The sequence below is a fragment of the Streptococcus sp. OH4692_COT-348 genome (assembly GCF_003859975.1).
In the GTDB taxonomy this organism is placed as follows: domain Bacteria; phylum Bacillota; class Bacilli; order Lactobacillales; family Streptococcaceae; genus Streptococcus.
On the sequence record NZ_RQZB01000003.1, the window covers coordinates 179197 to 199025 of the forward strand.

Sequence of the window (19829 nt, forward strand, 5' to 3'; positions counted from 1 at the left end):
GAAATGGGAAAATATCAATTAGACGATAAGGGGCGTGCACAAGTGACCCGTTATCACGAGAAACACTCTAAAGGTGGAGCTGGTAAAAAAGAACGCTTGCTCAACCTCAGAGAACAATTTTTAAATAAGAATAAGAAGAAATAAAAGTGAGAGTCAGCTCTCGCTTTTCTCTTAGTGGGAGGTAAGGATGGAATTACGCAGACCAAGATTAGCAGATAAAGAAACAGTTTTAGAGATGATGGCAGAGTTTGAAAAATATCAGTCGCCTCACGACGGTGGTTTCTGGGATACAGAAAATTTTTCTTATGAGGAATGGTTGGAAAGTAATCAGAATCAGGAAATGGGGATTAATTTGACTGAAGGATGGGTTCCCGCAATTCAGTTAGTAGCTTTTTCTGAGAAAGGTCAAGCACTTGGATTTCTTAATCTTCGGTTGCGCCTCAGTAACTTTCTCCTAGAAGAAGGTGGCCACATTGGCTACTCCATTCGTCCATCAGAAAGAGGCAAGGGTTATGCTAAGGAAACTCTCCGTCAGGGCTTGCAAGTTGCTAAGGAAAAGAACATCAAGAGAACTCTTGTGACCTGTAGCGTGAATAATCCTGCTAGCAGAGCAGTCATTTTAGCAAATGGTGGGCTCCTTGAGGATGTTCGTAACGGAGTCGAGCGTTATTGGATAGAGGTAGCGAATGAATAATCCAAAACCACAAGAATGGAAAAGCGAGGATCTTAGTCAAGGGCGTATTATTGATTACAAGGCCTTTAATTTTGTGGATGGAGAGGGTGTGCGTAACTCTCTCTATGTATCAGGCTGCATGTTTCACTGCGAGGGTTGCTATAATGTTGCCACTTGGTCTTTCAATGCTGGTATTCCCTATACAGCAGAATTAGAAGAACAGATCATGGCAGATCTCGCTCAACCTTATGTTCAAGGCTTGACCTTGCTGGGAGGGGAGCCCTTTCTCAATACTGGGATTCTCTTGCCACTCGTTAAGCGGATTCGGAAGGAATTGCCAGATAAAGACATCTGGTCATGGACGGGCTATACATGGGAAGAAATGTTGTTAGAAACTCCAGATAAACTGGAACTCTTATCATTGATTGACATTCTTGTCGATGGACGATACGATCGAACTAAGAGAAATCTCATGCTTCAGTTTCGAGGTTCGTCCAATCAACGAATTATCGATGTACAAAAATCGCTCAAAAGTGGGCAAGTAGTGATTTGGGATAAACTCAATGATGGAAAAGAAAGCTATGAACAGGTGAAGAGAGAATGAAGAGAAAAGACTTAATAGACCAGCTTGTTTCAGAAATAGAAAAGGGCAAAGTCAGGACACTGGGAATATACGGTCATGGGGCTTCAGGTAAATCAACCTTTGCACAGGAATTGTACCAATCTTTAGATTCTACCACAGTAAATTTGCTAGAAACAGATCCTTATATCACCTCCGGACGCTATTTGGTAGTACCAAAGGATGCGCCAAATCAAAAGGTAACGGCCTGTCTGCCAGTGGCGCATGAACTGGCGAGTTTGGAGAGAGATATCCTCGCATTGCAGGCAGGTATGGATATCTTAACAATTGAAGAACCTTGGAAAGCTAGTGAGATCTTGTCTGGAGCAAAACCGATTTTGATTGTCGAAGGGATGTCTGTGGGCTTTTTACCCAAAGAACTCTTTGACAAAACCATCTGTTTCTACACGGATGAGGACACCGAATTAAAGCGACGCCTAGCTCGAGATACGACGGTGAGAAATCGTGATGGATTCGTTATATTGGCTAGCCATCAGATGAGACGGGAGCAGTATCTGCGATATTATAAAGAAACTGAGTCTAAGGCGGATGTCTTAGTGGACCAATCAGAAGGTAAATTTGAGGTCAAGAGGAGTCGGCTTATGATAGAAGAAAATCCCTAATTTTAGAAAGAAAAAGTAGGAAAACAGTTTCATTGTAAAAAAACGAAAAAACAGCAACAAATCCCTTGCAATCGCAGGGGCTTTGTGTTATTCTATTATGGTGCTGTAAATTACAGCCTTAGCTTTGATGCAAGAGGTTGCGACACGCTCGGTTGCATTGCCACGCAACACCGCGTCGGTTTTCTTGTGGAGCTAGCCTATTATCTTAAATAGACGAAAAGGAGAAAAAGATGGCAAACAAAAAAATCCGTATCCGTTTGAAAGCTTACGAACACCGTACGCTTGACACAGCGGCTGCAAAAATCGTAGAATCAGCTACTCGTACAGGTGCACAAGTTGCGGGTCCAATCCCACTTCCAACTGAACGTAGCCTCTACACAATCATTCGTGCGACTCACAAATACAAAGACTCTCGCGAACAATTTGAAATGCGTACACACAAACGTTTGATCGATATCGTTAACCCAACTCAAAAAACAGTTGATGCCTTGATGAAATTGGATCTTCCAAGTGGTGTAAACGTAGAAATCAAACTTTAATCTAAAATATAAAAGAGCAGAGGCTGGTGTTTCAATTTAATTGAACACGGGCTAAACTCGGTGTGAAAAAGATAAACTTCCTAGTGTCTGCTAGACACTGCGTCAGTTTCCTATTTTCACTTTGAGTTTGACGCCCTTTGTATCTTAGACTTGAGCATAAAAAACGCTCGTTAAAAACTTTTTGAATAAAAAATATAGAAAAGGAACTATTTTCTCATGACAAAAGGAATCTTAGGGAAAAAAGTGGGAATGACTCAAATCTTCACTGAAGCTGGCGAATTGATCCCTGTAACAGTTATTGAAGCAACTCCAAACGTTGTTCTTCAAGTTAAAACTGTTGAAACAGACGGATACAACGCTATCCAAGTTGGTTTCGATGACAAACGCGAAGTATTGAGCAACAAACCTGCTAAAGGACATGTAGCGAAAGCTAACACGGCTCCTAAGCGCTTCATTCGTGAATTCAAAAACGTTGAAGGCTTGGAAGTTGGTGCTGAAATTACAGTTGAAACATTCGCAGCTGGAGACGTTGTTGACGTAACTGGTACTTCTAAAGGTAAAGGTTTCCAAGGTGTTATCAAGCGCCACGGACAATCACGTGGACCAATGGCTCACGGTTCTCGTTACCACCGTCGTCCAGGTTCTATGGGACCTGTTGCACCTAACCGCGTATTCAAAGGTAAAAACCTTGCAGGACGTATGGGTGGTGACCGTGTAACAATTCAAAACCTTGAAGTTGTACAAGTTGTTCCAGAAAAGAACGTTATCCTTATCAAAGGTAACGTACCAGGTGCTAAGAAATCTCTTATCACTATCAAATCAGCAGTTAAAGCTGGTAAATAATAAAGAAAGGGGAAATCAGTCACAATGGCAAACGTAACATTATTTGACCAAACTGGTAAAGAAGCTGGCCAAGTTGTTCTTAACGATGCAGTATTTGGTATCGAACCAAATGAATCAGTTGTGTTTGATGTAATCATCAGCCAACGCGCAAGCCTTCGTCAAGGAACACACGCTGTTAAAAACCGCTCTGCAGTATCAGGTGGTGGACGCAAACCATGGCGTCAAAAAGGAACTGGACGTGCTCGTCAAGGTTCTATCCGCTCACCACAATGGCGTGGTGGTGGTGTTGTCTTCGGACCAACTCCACGTTCATACGGCTACAAACTTCCACAAAAAGTGCGTCGCCTAGCTCTTAAATCAGTTTACTCTGAAAAAGTTGCTGAAAACAAATTTGTAGCCGTTGATTCTCTTGAATTTACAGCTCCAAAAACTGCTGAATTTGCAAAAGTTCTTGCAGCATTGAGCATCGATTCTAAAGTTCTTGTTATCCTTGAAGAAGGAAATGAATTCGCAGCTCTTTCAGCTCGTAACCTTCCAAACGTGAAAGTTGCAACTGCTACAACTGCAAGTGTTCTTGACATCGCAAATAGCGACAAACTTCTTGTCACACAAGCAGCTATCTCTAAAATCGAGGAGGTTCTTGCATAATGAATTTGTATGATGTTATCAAAAAACCTGTCATCACTGAAAGCTCAATGGCTCAACTTGAAGCAGGAAAATATGTATTTGAAGTTGACACTCGTGCACACAAACTTTTGATCAAGCAAGCTGTTGAAGCTGCTTTCGAAGGTGTTAAAGTTGCCAATGTTAACACAATCAACGTAAAACCAAAAGCTAAACGTGTTGGACGTTACACTGGTTTTACTAACAAAACTAAAAAAGCTATCATCACACTTACAGCTGATTCAAAAGCAATCGAGTTGTTTGCTGCTGAAGCTGAATAATCTAAGGAGGAAATATCGTGGGAATTCGTGTTTATAAACCAACAACAAACGGTCGCCGTAATATGACTTCTTTGGATTTCGCTGAAATCACAACAAGCACTCCTGAAAAATCATTGCTTGTTGCATTGAAGAGCAAGGCTGGTCGTAACAACAACGGTCGTATCACAGTTCGTCACCAAGGTGGTGGACACAAACGTTTCTACCGTTTGGTTGACTTCAAACGTAACAAAGACAACGTTGAAGCAGTTGTTAAAACTATCGAGTACGATCCAAACCGTTCTGCAAACATCGCTCTTGTACACTACACTGACGGTGTGAAAGCATACATCATCGCTCCAAAAGGTCTTGAAGTAGGTCAACGTATCGTTTCAGGTCCAGAAGCAGATATCAAAGTCGGAAACGCTCTTCCACTTGCTAACATCCCAGTTGGTACTTTGATCCACAACATCGAGTTGAAACCAGGTCGTGGTGGTGAATTGGTACGTGCTGCTGGAGCATCTGCTCAAGTATTGGGTTCTGAAGGTAAATACGTTCTTGTTCGTCTTCAATCAGGTGAAGTTCGTATGATTCTTGGAACTTGCCGTGCTACAGTTGGTGTTGTCGGAAACGAACAACATGGACTTGTAAACCTTGGTAAAGCAGGACGTAGCCGTTGGAAAGGTATCCGCCCAACAGTTCGTGGTTCTGTAATGAACCCTAACGATCACCCACACGGTGGTGGTGAAGGTAAAGCACCAGTTGGTCGTAAAGCACCATCTACTCCATGGGGCAAACCTGCTCTTGGTCTTAAAACTCGTAACAAGAAAGCGAAATCTGACAAACTTATCGTTCGTCGTCGCAACGAGAAATAATATTAAACTAGTCGCTTAAGCAACTAGTAAATCCGCCAGCTCGGTAGCGCTCCATGTGAGCGCAAGCCGCTGTGGTACAACATTTAAAGGAGAAAATATAAAAATGGGACGCAGTCTTAAAAAAGGACCTTTCGTCGATGAGCATTTGATGAAAAAAGTTGAAGCTCAAGCTAACGACGAAAAGAAAAAAGTTATTAAAACTTGGTCACGTCGTTCAACGATCTTCCCAAGTTTCATTGGTTACACTATCGCAGTTTATGACGGACGTAAACACGTACCTGTTTACATCCAAGAAGACATGGTAGGTCACAAACTTGGTGAATTTGCACCAACTCGTACTTACAAAGGTCACGCTGCAGACGACAAGAAAACACGTAGAAAATAAGGAGAACATAAATGGCAGAAATTACTTCAGCTAAAGCAATGGCTCGTACAGTACGTGTTTCACCTCGTAAATCACGTCTTGTTCTTGATAACATCCGTGGTAAAAGCGTAGCCGATGCAATCGCAATCTTGACATTCACTCCAAACAAAGCTGCTGAAATCATCTTGAAAGTTTTGAACTCAGCTGTAGCTAACGCTGAAAACAACTTTGGTTTGGATAAAGCTAACTTGGTAGTATCTGAAGCATTCGCAAACGAAGGACCAACTATGAAACGTTTCCGTCCACGTGCGAAAGGTTCAGCTTCACCAATCAACAAACGTACAGCTCACATCACTGTAGCTGTTGCAGAAAAATAAGGAGGTAAAATCGTGGGTCAAAAAGTACATCCAATTGGTATGCGTGTCGGCATCATCCGTGATTGGGATGCCAAATGGTATGCTGAAAAAGAATACGCGGATTACCTTCATGAAGATCTTGCAATCCGTAAATTCGTTCAAAAAGAACTTGCTGACGCAGCAGTTTCAACTATCGAAATCGAACGCGCAGTAAACAAAGTTAACGTTTCACTTCACACTGCTAAACCAGGTATGGTTATCGGTAAAGGTGGTGCTAACGTTGATGCACTTCGTGCAAAACTTAACAAATTGACTGGAAAACAAGTACACATCAACATCATCGAAATCAAACAACCTGATTTGGATGCTCACCTTGTAGGTGAAGGAATTGCTCGTCAATTAGAGCAACGTGTTGCTTTCCGTCGTGCACAAAAACAAGCAATCCAACGTGCAATGCGTGCTGGAGCTAAAGGAATCAAAACTCAAGTATCAGGTCGTTTGAACGGTGCAGATATCGCCCGTGCTGAAGGATACTCTGAAGGAACTGTTCCACTTCACACACTTCGTGCAGATATCGATTACGCTTGGGAAGAGGCAGATACTACATACGGTAAACTTGGTGTTAAAGTATGGATCTACCGTGGTGAAGTTCTTCCAGCTCGCAAAAACACTAAAGGAGGTAAATAACCAATGTTAGTACCTAAACGTGTTAAACACCGTCGTGAATTCCGTGGAAAAATGCGCGGTGAAGCAAAAGGTGGAAAAGAAGTAGCATTCGGTGAATACGGTCTTCAAGCTACAACTAGCCACTGGATCACTAACCGCCAAATCGAAGCTGCTCGTATCGCCATGACTCGTTACATGAAACGTGGTGGTAAAGTTTGGATTAAAATCTTCCCACACAAATCATACACTGCTAAAGCTATCGGTGTGCGTATGGGATCTGGTAAAGGGGCACCTGAAGGTTGGGTAGCACCAGTTAAACGTGGTAAAGTGATGTTCGAAATCGCTGGTGTATCTGAAGAGATCGCTCGCGAAGCGCTTCGTCTTGCTAGCCACAAATTGCCAGTTAAATGTAAATTCGTAAAACGTGAAGCAGAATAAGGAGAAGGCATGAAACTTAATGAAGTAAAAGAATTTGTTAAAGAACTTCGTGGTCTTTCTCAAGAAGAACTCGCGAAGCGCGAAAACGAATTGAAAAAAGAATTGTTTGAACTTCGTTTCCAAGCTGCTACTGGTCAATTGGAACAAACAGCTCGCTTGAAAGAAGTTAAAAAACAAATCGCTCGTATCAAAACAGTTCAATCTGAAGCGAAATAATAGACTAGGGAAGGAGAAATTTCAATGGAACGCAATAATCGTAAAGTTCTTGTTGGACGTGTTGTATCTGACAAAATGGACAAGACAATCACAGTTGTAGTTGAAACAAAACGTAACCACCCAGTCTATGGTAAACGTATTAACTACTCTAAAAAATACAAAGCTCATGATGAAAACAATGTTGCCAAAGAAGGCGATATCGTACGTATCATGGAAACTCGCCCGCTTTCAGCTACAAAACGTTTCCGTCTTGTAGAAGTTGTTGAAGAAGCGGTCATCATCTAATCAAACCTGAAAGGAGAAAACTGAAATGATTCAAACAGAAACTCGTTTGAAAGTCGCAGACAACAGCGGTGCTCGTGAAATCTTGACTATCAAAGTTCTTGGTGGTTCAGGACGTAAATTTGCAAACATCGGTGATGTTATCGTGGCATCTGTAAAACAAGCTACTCCTGGTGGTGCGGTTAAAAAAGGTGACGTTGTTAAAGCAGTTATCGTTCGTACTAAATCAGGTGCTCGTCGTGCTGATGGTTCATACATCAAGTTTGACGAAAACGCAGCAGTTATCATCCGTGAAGACAAAACTCCTCGCGGAACACGTATCTTTGGCCCAGTTGCACGTGAATTGCGTGAAGGTGGCTTCATGAAGATCGTGTCACTTGCTCCAGAAGTACTTTAATTTTTAGAAACAAACTAGTCCCCTAGCTTCAAGCTAGGGTGCCCTTATGGGCGTAAGAAAAATCAAGGAGAAACCTAATGTTTGTAAAAAAAGGCGACAAAGTTCGCGTAATCGCTGGTAAAGATAAGGGAACAGAAGCTGTTGTCCTTACTGCCCTTCCAAAAGTAAACAAAGTTATCGTTGAAGGTGTTAACATCGTTAAGAAACACCAACGTCCAACTAACGAGCTTCCTCAAGGTGGTATCATCGAGAAAGAAGCAGCTATCCACGTATCAAACGTTCAAGTTTTGGACAAAAATGGTGTAGCTGGTCGTGTTGGTTACAAATTTGTAGACGGTAAAAAAGTTCGCTACAACAAAAAATCAGGCGAAGTGCTTGATTAATCACGAAGGAAAGGAGAAGTATAATGGCAAATCGTTTAAAAGAAAAATATCTTAATGAAGTAGTTCCTGCTTTGACAGAACAATTCAACTACTCATCAGTGATGGCTGTGCCTAAAGTAGATAAGATCGTTTTGAACATGGGTGTTGGTGAAGCTGTATCAAACGCTAAAAGCCTTGAAAAAGCTGCTGAAGAATTAGCACTTATCTCAGGTCAAAAACCACTTATCACTAAAGCTAAAAAATCAATCGCCGGCTTCCGTCTTCGTGAAGGTGTTGCGATCGGTGCAAAAGTTACCCTTCGTGGTGAACGTATGTACGAATTCTTGGATAAATTGGTTTCAGTTTCACTTCCACGTGTACGTGACTTCCACGGTGTTCCAACAAAATCATTTGATGGACGCGGAAACTACACACTTGGTGTGAAAGAACAATTGATCTTCCCAGAAATCAACTTCGATGACGTTGACAAAACTCGTGGTCTTGACATCGTTATCGTAACAACTGCTAACACTGACGAAGAGTCACGTGCATTGCTTACAGGCCTTGGAATGCCTTTTGCAAAATAATATAGGAGGTAAATCTAATGGCTAAAAAATCAATGATTGCTAAGAACAAACGTCCAGCGAAGTTCTCTACTCAAGCTTATACTCGTTGTGAAAAATGTGGTCGTCCACATTCAGTTTACCGCAAATTTAAACTTTGCCGTGTTTGCTTCCGTGAATTAGCTTACAAAGGACAAATTCCTGGTGTAACAAAAGCGTCTTGGTAATATCATGATACAAAGAGCGTAACAACCCCAGCAAAAATAGGAGATTTGGTGTAGGAGCGATGCTCCAAAACAAATCTATCTTTTTTGCCCAGGTTGTAGCTCGTGTTCAAATGGAAATTATCTAGTTTGAATGTATTAATACTTTCTGAGCCTAGCTCAATCATTAACTAGCAAGTGCAACTTGCAAACTACTAGTAAGAGGAGAAAAACAAAATGGTTATGACTGACCCAATCGCAGACTTCCTAACTCGTATTCGTAACGCTAACCAAGCTAAACACGAAGTACTTGAAGTACCTGCATCAAACATCAAAAAAGGGATTGCTGAAATCCTTAAACGCGAAGGTTTTGTAAAAAACGTTGAAATCATCGAAGATGACAAACAAGGCATCATCCGTGTATTCCTTAAATACGGACCAAACGGTGAAAAAGTTATCACTAACTTGAAACGTGTTTCTAAACCAGGACTTCGTGTCTACAAAAAACGTGAAGACCTTCCAAAAGTTCTTAACGGACTTGGAATTGCTATCCTTTCAACTTCTGAAGGTTTGCTTACTGATAAAGAAGCACGCCAAAAGAATGTTGGTGGGGAAGTTATCGCTTACGTTTGGTAATTGATGATGTGAGAGCGTTAAAAGAATGCAGTGAAAATAGGAAGTTTGTAGCAGGAGCGATGCTCCAAGACAAGCTTATCTTTTTCACCAAATTCTTAGCTCGAACTCAAATCAAGATACAAAGCTCGTTAGAGCGTGTTCAGTTCAGCTCTTGAACTAAATAAGTATCTTACCCCCGTGAAAACTGGCCGTTCTGGCCTGACAATTTAACAGGAGAAAATAAACATGTCACGTATTGGTAATAAAGTTATCGTGTTGCCTGCTGGTGTTGAACTCACTAACAATGACAACGTTGTAACTGTAAAAGGACCTAAAGGAGAACTTACTCGTGAGTTCTCAAAAGATATTGAAATCCGTGTGGAAGGTACTGAAGTAACTCTTCACCGTCCAAACGATTCAAAAGAAATGAAAACTATCCATGGAACGACTCGTGCCCTTTTGAACAACATGGTTGTTGGTGTATCAGAAGGATTCAAGAAAGAACTTGAAATGCGCGGGGTTGGTTACCGTGCACAACTTCAAGGATCTAAACTTGTTTTGGCTGTTGGTAAATCTCATCCAGACGAAGTTGAAGCTCCAGAAGGAATTACTTTTGAACTTCCAAACCCAACAACAATCGTTGTTAGCGGAATTTCAAAAGAAGTAGTTGGTCAAACAGCTGCTTACGTACGTAGCCTTCGTTCACCAGAACCATATAAAGGTAAAGGTATCCGTTACGTTGGTGAATTCGTTCGCCGTAAAGAAGGTAAAACAGGTAAATAATGTTGAGTGGTTGAGTCTCAACCACCAACCTATTTTCCAACTTTGTGCATAGCACACGATTTAAAACTAAAGAGGTGAAAACTGTGATTTCAAAACCAGATAAAAACAAACTCCGCCAAAAACGCCACCGTCGCGTTCGCGGAAAACTCTCTGGAACTGCTGATCGCCCACGTTTGAACGTATTCCGTTCTAATACAGGCATCTACGCTCAAGTGATTGATGACGTAGCGGGTGTAACGCTCGCAAGTGCTTCAACTCTTGACAAAGAAGTTTCAAAAGGAACTAAAACTGAACAAGCCGTTGCTGTCGGTAAACTCGTTGCAGAACGTGCAAACGCTAAAGGTATTTCAGAAGTGGTGTTCGACCGCGGTGGATATCTATATCACGGACGTGTGAAAGCTTTGGCTGATGCAGCTCGTGAAAACGGATTGAAATTCTAATAGGAGGACACTAGAAAATGGCATTTAAAGACAATGCAGTTGAATTAGAAGAACGCGTAGTTGCTGTCAACCGTGTTACAAAAGTTGTTAAAGGTGGACGTCGTCTTCGTTTCGCAGCTCTTGTTGTTGTTGGTGACCACAACGGTCGCGTAGGATTTGGTACTGGTAAAGCTCAAGAAGTTCCAGAAGCAATCCGTAAAGCAGTAGATGATGCTAAGAAAAACTTGATCGAAGTTCCTATGGTTGGAACAACAATCCCACACGAAGTTCTTTCAGAATTCGGTGGAGCTAAAGTATTGTTGAAACCTGCTGTAGAAGGTTCTGGAGTTGCCGCTGGTGGTGCAGTTCGTGCCGTTGTGGAATTGGCAGGTGTGGCAGATATTACATCTAAATCACTTGGTTCTAACACTCCAATCAACATTGTTCGTGCAACTGTTGAAGGTTTGAAACAATTGAAACGCGCTGAAGAAGTTGCTGCCCTTCGTGGTATTTCAGTTTCTGATTTGGCATAAGAAAGGGGATAAAATGGCTCAAATTAAAATTACTTTGACTAAGTCTCCAATCGGACGCATTCCATCACAACGTAAAACTGTTGTAGCACTTGGACTTGGCAAATTGAACAGCTCTGTTATTAAAGAAGATAACGCTGCTATCCGTGGTATGATTACTGCAGTATCTCACTTGGTAACAGTTGAAGAAGTAAACTAATGAATTTTTAGGGGATGTGCACTATACCATCCCCTAAAACTAGATATAGTCATCTATGATGACGTCGTATAGGCGAGTTGATGGGGGAGACAACCTTTTCTTCCTTATCGGCGCTAGCATTTTACAAAAGAGGAGAAAATAAAAATGAAACTTCATGAATTGAAACCTGCAGAAGGTTCTCGTAAAGTACGTAACCGCGTTGGTCGTGGTACTTCATCAGGTAACGGTAAAACATCTGGTCGTGGTCAAAAAGGTCAAAAAGCTCGTAGCGGTGGCGGAGTTCGCCTTGGTTTTGAAGGTGGACAAACTCCATTGTTCCGTCGTCTTCCAAAACGTGGATTCACTAACATCAACGCTAAAGAATACGCAATTGTGAACCTTGACCAATTGAACGTCTTTGAAGATGGTGCTGAAGTAACTCCAGTTGTTCTTATCGAAGCAGGAATTGTTAAAGCTGAAAAATCAGGTATTAAAATTCTTGGTAACGGTGAGTTGACTAAGAAATTAACTGTGAAAGCAGCTAAATTCTCTAAATCAGCTGAAGAAGCTATCACTGCTAAAGGTGGTTCAGTAGAAGTCATCTAAGAGAGGTGACCTATGTTTTTTAAATTATTAAAAGAGGCTCTCAAGGTTAAACAAGTAAGATCCAAAATATTTTTCACTATTTTCATTATTCTTGTTTTTCGTATCGGTACTAGTATCACTGTTCCAGGTGTAAACGCAAAAAGTTTGGAAGCCCTTAGTGGTTTATCATTCTTGAATATGCTTAGTCTGGTTTCAGGTAATGCTATGAAAAACTTTTCAGTTTTTGCACTTGGTGTTAGTCCGTATATTACTGCTTCAATTGTTGTTCAACTCTTGCAGATGGATATTTTACCTAAATTTGTAGAGTGGGGTAAACAAGGAGAAGTGGGGAGAAGAAAATTAAATCAAGCAACACGTTATATCGCTCTTGTACTAGCTTTTGTACAGTCGATTGGTATAACTGCCGGATTTAATACTTTATCTGGAGCTAAATTACTAACGACTGACTTGACACCACAAGTGTTTGTTATGATTGGGATTATCCTTACAGCGGGTAGTATGATTGTAACATGGCTAGGTGAACAAATTACAGATAAGGGATACGGAAACGGTGTTTCCATGATTATCTTTGCCGGGATTGTCGCTTCAATTCCAGAGATGATTCAAAGTATCTATGTGGACTATTTTGTTAATATTCCAAGTAGTCGATTGAATTCATCCATTATCTTTGTCGTTATTTTGATTATCGCTGTCTTGTTGATTGTTTACTTTACAACATATGTTCAACAAGCAGAATACAAAATTCCAATCCAATATACTAAGGTTGCACAAGGTGCTCCATCTAGCTCTTACCTTCCTTTGAAGGTAAACCCTGCCGGAGTTATCCCTGTTATCTTTGCAAGTTCAATTACTGCGGCTCCTGCGGCGATTCTTCAGTTTTTGAGTGCTACAGGACATGATTGGGCATGGGTACGTACAGCACAAGAAATGATGTCAACAACATCACCAACCGGTGTTGCAATGTATGCAGTCCTAATTATTCTCTTTACATTCTTCTATACGTTTGTACAGATTAATCCTGAAAAAGCGGCAGAGAACTTACAAAAGAGCGGTGCCTATATCCATGGAGTTCGTCCTGGTAAAGGTACAGAAGAATATATGTCTAAACTTCTTCGTCGTCTTGCAACAGTTGGTTCCCTCTTCCTTGGTGTGATTTCTATTTTACCTATCGTAGCAAAAGATGTTTTCGGACTTTCAGAAGCAGTTGCTTTTGGAGGTACTAGTCTTTTGATCATTATCTCTACAGGTATTGAAGGAATCAAACAATTAGAAGGTTACTTATTGAAACGTAAGTATGTTGGTTTCATGGATAGAACAGAATAAAATAGAAGTATTTACTTGAATAGTAAATGCTGAGGGAGTGGAGGTTTAACTCTAACATTTGTAAGAGTTTGGTCTCCCCTCTTCTATTTTGTTTTTAAATAGGGGTGAAAATATTTTTTGCTTCTATTTAAAAATAAAATAAGGAGATCAAATCATGAATCTTTTGATTATGGGCTTACCTGGTGCAGGTAAGGGAACTCAAGCAGCAAAAATCGTAGAACAATTCCATGTTGCACATATCTCAACAGGTGATATGTTCCGCGCTGCTATGGCAAATCAAACTGAAATGGGTGTTCTTGCTAAGTCATACATTGACAAGGGTGAATTGGTTCCTGACGAAGTGACAAATGGAATCGTAAAAGAACGTCTTTCACAAGATGGTATTAAAGAAACAGGATTCTTGTTGGATGGTTACCCGCGTACAATCGAACAAGCTCATGCCTTGGACAAAACATTGGCTGAACTTGGCATTGAACTAGAAGGTGTCATCAACATTGAAGTGAATCCAGATAGCCTCTTGGAACGTTTGAGTGGCCGTATCATCCACCGCGTAACTGGAGAAACTTTCCACAAGGTCTTTAACCCACCAGTTGACTATAAAGAAGAAGATTATTACCAACGTGAAGATGACAAACCTGAGACAGTAAAACGTCGTTTGGACGTTAATATTGCTCAAGGAGAACCAATCATTGCTCACTACCGTGCCAAAGGTTTGGTTCATGACATTGAAGGTAATCAAGATATCAATGATGTCTTCTCAGATATCGAAAAAGTATTGACAAATTTGAAATAAAGCGTTTTTGACACTTGCAAAAATCTGCTACAAATGTTATACTGAGATAGTCTGACTTATAATTGTTGTCTCTGTATCTAGAGGCATCGAATCGAAATTTATGGAGGTGCTTTTGCGTGGCAAAAGACGATGTGATTGAAGTTGAAGGCAAAGTAGTTGATACAATGCCGAATGCAATGTTTACGGTTGAACTTGAAAATGGACATCAGATTTTAGCAACAGTTTCTGGTAAAATTCGTAAAAACTATATTCGTATTTTAGCGGGAGATCGTGTTACTGTCGAAATGAGTCCATATGACTTGACACGTGGACGTATCACTTACCGCTTTAAATAATCGAAAAACTTGGAGGGATAAGAAATGAAAGTAAGACCATCGGTCAAACCAATTTGCGAATACTGTAAAGTTATTCGTCGTAATGGTCGTGTTATGGTAATTTGCCCAGCAAATCCAAAACACAAACAACGTCAAGGATAAAATAGAAAGGAGAAAACATGGCTCGTATTGCTGGAGTTGACATTCCAAATGACAAACGCGTAGTAATCTCATTGACTTATGTTTATGGTATCGGACTTGCAACATCTAAGAAAATTTTGGCTGCTGCTGGAATCTCAGAAGATGTTCGTGTACGTGATCTTACATCAGATCAAGAAGATGCTATCCGTCGTGAAGTGGATGCAATCAAAGTTGAAGGTGACCTTCGTCGTGAAGTAAACTTGAACATCAAACGTTTGATGGAAATCGGTTCATACCGTGGTATCCGTCACCGTCGTGGACTTCCTGTCCGTGGACAAAACACTAAAAACAACGCTCGCACTCGTAAAGGTAAAGCTGTTGCGATCGCTGGTAAGAAAAAATAATATAGGAGGTAAAAGTCTTGGCTAAACCAACACGTAAACGTCGTGTGAAGAAGAATATCGAATCTGGTATTGCTCATATTCACGCTACATTTAATAACACTATTGTTATGATTACTGATGTGCATGGTAATGCAATTGCTTGGTCATCAGCTGGTGCTCTTGGTTTCAAAGGTTCTCGTAAATCTACACCATTCGCTGCTCAAATGGCTTCTGAAGCTGCTGCTAAATCTGCACAAGAACACGGTCTTAAATCAGTTGAAGTTACTGTAAAAGGTCCAGGTTCTGGTCGTGAGTCAGCTATTCGTGCGCTTGCTGCCGCTGGTCTTGAAGTAACAGCAATTCGTGATGTGACTCCAGTGCCACACAATGGTGCTCGTCCTCCAAAACGTCGCCGTGTATAATCATCGCATTACACTGCTTTTCGTTTAAGAGGGAGTAACTAAATGATCGAGTTTGAAAAACCAAATATAACAAAAATTGATGAAAATAAAGATTATGGCAAGTTTGTAATCGAACCACTTGAACGTGGCTACGGTACAACTCTTGGTAACTCTCTTCGTCGTGTACTTCTAGCTTCTCTACCAGGAGCAGCTGTGACATCTATCAACATTGATGGTGTGTTACATGAGTTTGACACAGTTCCAGGTGTTCGTGAAGATGTGATGCAAATCATTCTGAACATTAAAGGAATTGCAGTGAAATCGTACGTTGAAGACGAAAAAATCATCGAACTAGATGTTGAAGGTCCTGCTGAAGTAACAGCTGGTGACATTTTGACAGATAGCGATATTGAAATTGTAAATCCAGATCATTATCTCTTTACAATCGGTGAAGGTTCTTCCCTAAAAGCGACTATGACTGTTAACAGTGGTCGTGGATATGTACCTGCTGATGAAAATAAAAAGGATAATGCACCAGTTGGAACACTTGCTGTAGATTCTATTTATACACCAGTTACAAAAGTCAACTATCAAGTGGAACCTGCTCGTGTAGGTAGCAATGATGGATTTGACAAATTAACCCTTGAAATCTTGACTAATGGAACAATTATTCCAGAAGATGCTTTAGGGCTTTCAGCACGTATTTTGACAGAACATCTTGATTTGTTTACAAATCTTACTGAGATTGCTAAGTCAACTGAAGTGATGAAAGAAGCTGACACTGAATCTGACGATCGTATTTTGGATCGTACGATTGAGGAACTGGACTTGTCTGTGCGTTCATACAACTGTTTGAAACGTGCCGGTATCAATACTGTGCATGATTTGACAGAAAAATCTGAAGCAGAGATGATGAAAGTACGAAATCTTGGACGCAAGAGTTTGGAAGAAGTGAAACTCAAACTCATTGATTTGGGTCTTGGATTAAAAGATAAATAAAGGAGGAATACATGGCTTACCGTAAACTAGGACGCACTAGCTCACAACGTAAAGCAATGCTTCGCGATTTGACAACTGACCTTTTGATCAACGAATCAATCGTGACAACTGAAGCTCGTGCTAAAGAAATCCGTAAAACTGTTGAAAAAATGATTACTCTAGGTAAACGTGGTGATTTGCATGCACGTCGTCAAGCAGCTGCTTTCGTACGTAATGAAATCGCATCTGAAAACTATGATGAAGCAGCTGATAAGTACACTTCTACTACAGCACTTCAAAAATTGTTCTCAGAAATCGCACCTCGTTATGCTGAACGTAACGGTGGATACACTCGTATCCTTAAAACTGAACCACGTCGTGGTGATGCAGCGCCAATGGCGATCATCGAATTAGTATAAAATCATCAATTTTGTTGAGTGTTATGATGATGGAGTCTTGTGCTCTTAGTCTAGCTCTGGTCTACCGCTAGGATTTCGGTCCTAGCGGGAACACTCATCATAAGTTGGGATAGTAGACGCTTGTTTACGAAATTGTTTTTTTCTTAAGAACAACTTCGTAAGCAGGCGTTTTTGAGTATTTTAGTTGGAATTATGCTATACTATTTAAGAAGAAATCTGCTAAATGTTCAGGTTTCCTATTTTAAGAAGAATTGGAGTTTGCTTATGAAAGCGATTATAACTGTTGTTGGTAAAGATAAATCTGGAATTGTTGCAGGTGTTTCTGGTAAAATTGCAGAATTGGGTTTGAACATTGATGATATTTCTCAAACTGTCTTGGATGAATATTTCACGATGATGGCTGTCGTATCTAGTGATGAAAAACAAGATTTCACTTATCTTCGTAATGAATTTGAAGCTTTTGGGCAAACTTTGAATGTGAAAATCAATATTCAGAGTGCAGCGATTTTCGAAGCTATGTATAATATCTAGGAGGTGCACATGGATATTAGACAAGTTACTGAAACCATCGCCATGATTGAGGAGCAAAACTTCGATATCAGAACTATTACCATGGGTATCTCCCTTTTGGACTGTATCGATCCAGATATCAATCGTGCTGCGGAGAAAATTTATCAAAAGATTACGACCAAGGCAGCTAATTTAGTGACTGTTGGTGACGAAATTGCAGCTGAGTTGGGAATTCCTATCGTTAATAAGCGTGTATCGGTGACTCCTATTTCTCTGATTGGAGCAGCGACAGATGCGACGGACTATGTAGTTTTAGCAAAAGCGCTTGATAAGGCTGCGAAAGAGATTGGTGTGGACTTTATTGGTGGTTTCTCTGCCTTGGTACAAAAAGGTTATCAAAAGGGAGATGAGATTCTCATCAATTCTATTCCTCGCGCTTTGGCTGAAACGGATAAGGTTTGCTCGTCAGTTAATATTGGCTCAACCAAGTCTGGTATTAATATGACGGCTGTGGCAGATATGGGACGAGTTATTAAGGAAACGGCTAATCTATCAGATATGGGAGCGGCCAAGTTGGTTGTATTCGCTAATGCTGTTGAGGACAATCCATTTATGGCGGGTGCCTTTCATGGTGTTGGGGAGGCAGATGTTATCATCAATGTCGGAGTTTCTGGTCCTGGTGTGGTGAAACGTGCCTTGGAAAAAGTTCGTGGACAGAGCTTTGATGTAGTAGCCGAAACAGTTAAGAAAACTGCCTTTAAAATCACTCGTATCGGTCAATTGGTTGGTCAAATGGCCAGTGAGAGACTGGGTGTAGAGTTTGGTATTGTGGACTTGAGTTTGGCGCCAACTCCTGCGGTTGGAGATTCTGTAGCACGTGTCCTAGAAGAAATGGGACTAGAGACAGTTGGTACGCATGGAACGACGGCTGCCTTAGCTCTCTTGAACGACCAAGTTAAGAAGGGGGGAGTTATGGCCTGCAACCAAGTCGGTGGTTTGTCTGGTGCCTTTATCCCTGTTTCTGAGGATGAGGGAATGATTGCTGCAGTGCAAAATGGCTCTCTTAATTTAGAAAAACTAGAAGCCATGACGGCTATCTGTTCTGTTGGTTTAGATATGATTGCCATTCCAGAAGATACACCTGCTGAAACTATTGCGGCCATGATTGCAGATGAAGCCGCAATTGGTGTCATTAATATGAAAACAACAGCTGTCCGTATCATTCCCAAAGGAAAAGAAGGTGACATGATTGAGTTTGGTGGTCTTCTTGGTACAGCTCCAGTTATGAAGGTCAATGGGGCTTCGTCTGTTGATTTTATCTCTCGTGGAGGACAAATCCCAGCACCAATTCATAGTTTTAAAAATTAAGAAAATAGGAGAAATTTTAAGTTCTATTTAAGGTTGGATGTGTATACTATAATCATTAAATAAAGACCTCCTAATATTATTTGAAGCAGATAACACTGATTTAGTTTGAATTTGATTTTCATCTAATATCTTTATTTAATGAACTCCTAAACTTTTTCATAATAATCTCCTGCAAAAGTCGCCTGTATGGGTGGCTTTTGTTTTATCATCCATGATATAATAGAAGCAAACGGAGGACGGAAAATGGTAAAAGTACGATTGTATTTGGTACGTCATGGCAAGACCATGTTTAACACGATTGGTCGCGCGCAAGGTTGGAGCGATACTCCTTTAACAACTGAAGGTGAACGAGGGATTCAAGAATTAGGAATCGGTTTGCGAGAATCTGGTCTACAGTTTGATCGCGCTTATTCGAGTGATTCTGGTCGCACTATTCAGACAATGGGAATTATCCTTGAAGAACTTGGCTTTCAGGGGAAAATCCCTTATCGTATGGACAAGCGTATCAGAGAATGGTGTTTTGGTAGCTTTGACGGAGCTTATGATGGTGATCTTTTCATGGGTATTATTCCTCGTATCTTTAATGTGGACCACGTTCACCAATTATCTTATGCTGAACTGGCTGAGGGTTTGGTAGAGGTCGATACAGCTGGTTGGGCTGAAGGATGGGAAAAACTCAGTGGCCGAATCAAAGAAGGCTTTGAAGCTATTGCTAAAGAAATGGAAGAACAAGGCGGGGGGAACGCTCTCGTCGTCAGCCATGGAATGACCATTGGAACCATTGTGTATCTGATTAATGGCATGCATCCGCATGGTCTCGATAATGGTAGCGTAACGATCATTGAATATGAGGACGGGCAGTTTAGCGTAGAAGTTGTCGGCGACCGTAGTTACCGAGAACTAGGATGGGAGAAGATGGAGGAAACCTCTATTTAATACTCTTCGAAAATCTCTTCAAACCGCGTCAACGTCGTCTTGCCGTAGATATGGTTACTGACTTCGTCAGTTCTATCCACAACCTCAAAACAGTGTTTTGAGCTGACTTCGTCAGTCTTATCTACAACCTCAAAGCAGTGCTTTGAGCAACCTGCGGCTAGTTTCCTAGTTTGCTCTTTGATTTTCATTGAGT

General features: G+C 40.9%; 36 protein-coding genes and 1 pseudogene. 36 read left to right on the forward strand and 1 reads right to left on the reverse strand.

Annotated features, from left to right (window positions below):
* Nucleotides 1-3: 3 nt before the first annotated feature.
* The 36 genes from EII37_RS02795 (at nt 4) to EII37_RS02970 (ending at nt 19636) form a co-directional block, all read left to right on the forward strand.
* Complete coding sequence (locus EII37_RS02795; RefSeq protein WP_000521618.1) at nt 4-144, forward strand: hypothetical protein; 141 nt, start codon at nt 4-6, stop codon at nt 142-144.
* A 43-nt stretch (nt 145-187) separates the two neighbouring features.
* On the forward strand, nt 188-694 hold the full coding sequence (locus tag EII37_RS02800) for a GNAT family N-acetyltransferase (protein ID WP_124787530.1): 507 nt from the start codon (nt 188-190) through the stop codon (nt 692-694).
* Nucleotides 687-1277, forward strand: coding sequence for an anaerobic ribonucleoside-triphosphate reductase activating protein (gene nrdG / locus EII37_RS02805; RefSeq protein WP_124787531.1), 591 nt, complete (start codon nt 687-689; stop codon nt 1275-1277). Before EII37_RS02800 ends, nrdG begins: the two co-directional genes overlap by 8 nt.
* On the forward strand, nt 1274-1915 hold the full coding sequence (locus EII37_RS02810; RefSeq protein WP_124787532.1) for a uridine kinase: 642 nt from the start codon (nt 1274-1276) through the stop codon (nt 1913-1915). Before nrdG ends, EII37_RS02810 begins: the two co-directional genes overlap by 4 nt.
* Before the next feature lie 230 nt (nt 1916-2145).
* Nucleotides 2146-2454: a 30S ribosomal protein S10 gene (gene rpsJ, locus EII37_RS02815; RefSeq protein ID WP_001284513.1), complete on the forward strand. Its 309-nt coding sequence runs from the start codon at nt 2146-2148 to the stop codon at nt 2452-2454.
* 216 nt (nt 2455-2670) lie between these two features.
* Nucleotides 2671-3297, forward strand: coding sequence for a 50S ribosomal protein L3 (rplC, locus tag EII37_RS02820; protein ID WP_000160197.1), 627 nt, complete (start codon nt 2671-2673; stop codon nt 3295-3297).
* Nucleotides 3298-3321: 24 nt separating this feature from the next.
* Nucleotides 3322-3945, forward strand: coding sequence for a 50S ribosomal protein L4 (gene rplD, locus EII37_RS02825; protein ID WP_000024539.1), 624 nt, complete (start codon nt 3322-3324; stop codon nt 3943-3945).
* On the forward strand, nt 3945-4241 hold the full coding sequence (locus EII37_RS02830; RefSeq protein WP_001055347.1) for a 50S ribosomal protein L23: 297 nt from the start codon (nt 3945-3947) through the stop codon (nt 4239-4241). The genes rplD and EII37_RS02830 overlap by 1 nt, the downstream gene beginning before the upstream one ends.
* Before the next feature lie 17 nt (nt 4242-4258).
* The gene (rplB, locus tag EII37_RS02835) at nt 4259-5092 is read left to right on the forward strand and encodes a 50S ribosomal protein L2 (protein WP_000512911.1); all 834 of its coding nucleotides are present in this window, start codon (nt 4259-4261) and stop codon (nt 5090-5092) included.
* 103 nt (nt 5093-5195) lie between these two features.
* Entirely contained in the window at nt 5196-5477 is a 282-nt protein-coding gene (rpsS, locus tag EII37_RS02840; protein ID WP_000533766.1) for a 30S ribosomal protein S19, read from the forward strand.
* A gap of 11 nt (nt 5478-5488) precedes the next feature.
* The gene (rplV, locus tag EII37_RS02845) at nt 5489-5833 is read left to right on the forward strand and encodes a 50S ribosomal protein L22 (RefSeq protein ID WP_000818137.1); all 345 of its coding nucleotides are present in this window, start codon (nt 5489-5491) and stop codon (nt 5831-5833) included.
* A gap of 12 nt (nt 5834-5845) precedes the next feature.
* Complete coding sequence (gene rpsC, locus EII37_RS02850) at nt 5846-6499, forward strand: 30S ribosomal protein S3 (RefSeq protein WP_000529936.1); 654 nt, start codon at nt 5846-5848, stop codon at nt 6497-6499.
* 3 nt (nt 6500-6502) lie between these two features.
* Nucleotides 6503-6916: a 50S ribosomal protein L16 gene (gene rplP / locus EII37_RS02855; RefSeq protein WP_000960946.1), complete on the forward strand. Its 414-nt coding sequence runs from the start codon at nt 6503-6505 to the stop codon at nt 6914-6916.
* 9 nt (nt 6917-6925) lie between these two features.
* Nucleotides 6926-7132, forward strand: coding sequence for a 50S ribosomal protein L29 (rpmC, locus tag EII37_RS02860; protein WP_000772918.1), 207 nt, complete (start codon nt 6926-6928; stop codon nt 7130-7132).
* A 24-nt stretch (nt 7133-7156) separates the two neighbouring features.
* Complete coding sequence (gene rpsQ, locus EII37_RS02865; protein WP_000440801.1) at nt 7157-7417, forward strand: 30S ribosomal protein S17; 261 nt, start codon at nt 7157-7159, stop codon at nt 7415-7417.
* 25 nt (nt 7418-7442) lie between these two features.
* A complete protein-coding gene (gene rplN, locus EII37_RS02870; protein ID WP_000616545.1) occupies nt 7443-7811 on the forward strand; it encodes a 50S ribosomal protein L14 in 369 nt (122 codons plus the stop codon).
* 77 nt (nt 7812-7888) lie between these two features.
* Complete coding sequence (gene rplX / locus EII37_RS02875) at nt 7889-8194, forward strand: 50S ribosomal protein L24 (protein WP_000497691.1); 306 nt, start codon at nt 7889-7891, stop codon at nt 8192-8194.
* Nucleotides 8195-8217: 23 nt separating this feature from the next.
* Nucleotides 8218-8760 (forward strand): 50S ribosomal protein L5, encoded by a 543-nt coding sequence (gene rplE, locus EII37_RS02880; RefSeq protein WP_000013542.1) that lies wholly within the window; start codon nt 8218-8220, stop codon nt 8758-8760.
* Between the two features lie 17 nt (nt 8761-8777).
* Nucleotides 8778-8963 carry a type Z 30S ribosomal protein S14 gene (locus EII37_RS02885; protein ID WP_001085697.1) on the forward strand — a complete coding sequence of 62 codons (186 nt, stop codon included), beginning with the start codon at nt 8778-8780 and terminating at the stop codon, nt 8961-8963.
* Between the two features lie 213 nt (nt 8964-9176).
* On the forward strand, nt 9177-9575 hold the full coding sequence (gene rpsH, locus EII37_RS02890; RefSeq protein ID WP_000245504.1) for a 30S ribosomal protein S8: 399 nt from the start codon (nt 9177-9179) through the stop codon (nt 9573-9575).
* A gap of 225 nt (nt 9576-9800) precedes the next feature.
* Nucleotides 9801-10337 carry a 50S ribosomal protein L6 gene (gene rplF / locus EII37_RS02895; RefSeq protein WP_000086640.1) on the forward strand — a complete coding sequence of 179 codons (537 nt, stop codon included), beginning with the start codon at nt 9801-9803 and terminating at the stop codon, nt 10335-10337.
* 83 nt (nt 10338-10420) lie between these two features.
* Entirely contained in the window at nt 10421-10777 is a 357-nt protein-coding gene (gene rplR / locus EII37_RS02900) for a 50S ribosomal protein L18 (RefSeq protein ID WP_000624044.1), read from the forward strand.
* A 17-nt stretch (nt 10778-10794) separates the two neighbouring features.
* On the forward strand, nt 10795-11289 hold the full coding sequence (rpsE, locus tag EII37_RS02905; RefSeq protein ID WP_000874202.1) for a 30S ribosomal protein S5: 495 nt from the start codon (nt 10795-10797) through the stop codon (nt 11287-11289).
* Nucleotides 11290-11302: 13 nt separating this feature from the next.
* Nucleotides 11303-11485, forward strand: a complete 183-nt coding sequence (gene rpmD / locus EII37_RS02910) for a 50S ribosomal protein L30 (protein WP_000057241.1) — start codon at nt 11303-11305, stop codon at nt 11483-11485.
* Between the two features lie 144 nt (nt 11486-11629).
* Nucleotides 11630-12070, forward strand: a complete 441-nt coding sequence (gene rplO / locus EII37_RS02915) for a 50S ribosomal protein L15 (protein WP_000766087.1) — start codon at nt 11630-11632, stop codon at nt 12068-12070.
* 12 nt (nt 12071-12082) lie between these two features.
* Complete coding sequence (secY, locus tag EII37_RS02920) at nt 12083-13393, forward strand: preprotein translocase subunit SecY (protein WP_124787533.1); 1311 nt, start codon at nt 12083-12085, stop codon at nt 13391-13393.
* A 154-nt stretch (nt 13394-13547) separates the two neighbouring features.
* The gene (locus tag EII37_RS02925) at nt 13548-14186 is read left to right on the forward strand and encodes an adenylate kinase (protein ID WP_124787534.1); all 639 of its coding nucleotides are present in this window, start codon (nt 13548-13550) and stop codon (nt 14184-14186) included.
* Between the two features lie 116 nt (nt 14187-14302).
* Complete coding sequence (gene infA / locus EII37_RS02930; protein WP_001029883.1) at nt 14303-14521, forward strand: translation initiation factor IF-1; 219 nt, start codon at nt 14303-14305, stop codon at nt 14519-14521.
* 24 nt (nt 14522-14545) lie between these two features.
* Entirely contained in the window at nt 14546-14662 is a 117-nt protein-coding gene (rpmJ, locus tag EII37_RS02935) for a 50S ribosomal protein L36 (protein WP_001808836.1), read from the forward strand.
* 17 nt (nt 14663-14679) lie between these two features.
* Nucleotides 14680-15045 (forward strand): 30S ribosomal protein S13, encoded by a 366-nt coding sequence (gene rpsM, locus EII37_RS02940; protein WP_000090781.1) that lies wholly within the window; start codon nt 14680-14682, stop codon nt 15043-15045.
* Between the two features lie 17 nt (nt 15046-15062).
* On the forward strand, nt 15063-15446 hold the full coding sequence (gene rpsK / locus EII37_RS02945; protein ID WP_001118385.1) for a 30S ribosomal protein S11: 384 nt from the start codon (nt 15063-15065) through the stop codon (nt 15444-15446).
* 42 nt (nt 15447-15488) lie between these two features.
* Nucleotides 15489-16424 (forward strand): DNA-directed RNA polymerase subunit alpha, encoded by a 936-nt coding sequence (locus EII37_RS02950; protein WP_000568988.1) that lies wholly within the window; start codon nt 15489-15491, stop codon nt 16422-16424.
* Nucleotides 16425-16435: 11 nt separating this feature from the next.
* Complete coding sequence (rplQ, locus tag EII37_RS02955) at nt 16436-16822, forward strand: 50S ribosomal protein L17 (protein ID WP_084889262.1); 387 nt, start codon at nt 16436-16438, stop codon at nt 16820-16822.
* 264 nt (nt 16823-17086) lie between these two features.
* A complete protein-coding gene (locus tag EII37_RS02960) occupies nt 17087-17353 on the forward strand; it encodes an ACT domain-containing protein (RefSeq protein ID WP_000644124.1) in 267 nt (88 codons plus the stop codon).
* A gap of 9 nt (nt 17354-17362) precedes the next feature.
* The gene (locus tag EII37_RS02965; protein WP_124787535.1) at nt 17363-18700 is read left to right on the forward strand and encodes a PFL family protein; all 1338 of its coding nucleotides are present in this window, start codon (nt 17363-17365) and stop codon (nt 18698-18700) included.
* Between the two features lie 243 nt (nt 18701-18943).
* Nucleotides 18944-19636, forward strand: a complete 693-nt coding sequence (locus tag EII37_RS02970; protein WP_185695942.1) for a histidine phosphatase family protein — start codon at nt 18944-18946, stop codon at nt 19634-19636.
* On the opposite strand, the pseudogene EII37_RS11330 reads toward EII37_RS02970, so the two are convergent.
* Nucleotides 19633-19829, reverse strand: a pseudogene (locus EII37_RS11330) (hypothetical protein); the annotation flags it as partial. The gene EII37_RS02970 and the pseudogene EII37_RS11330 sit on opposite strands and share 4 nt — an antisense overlap.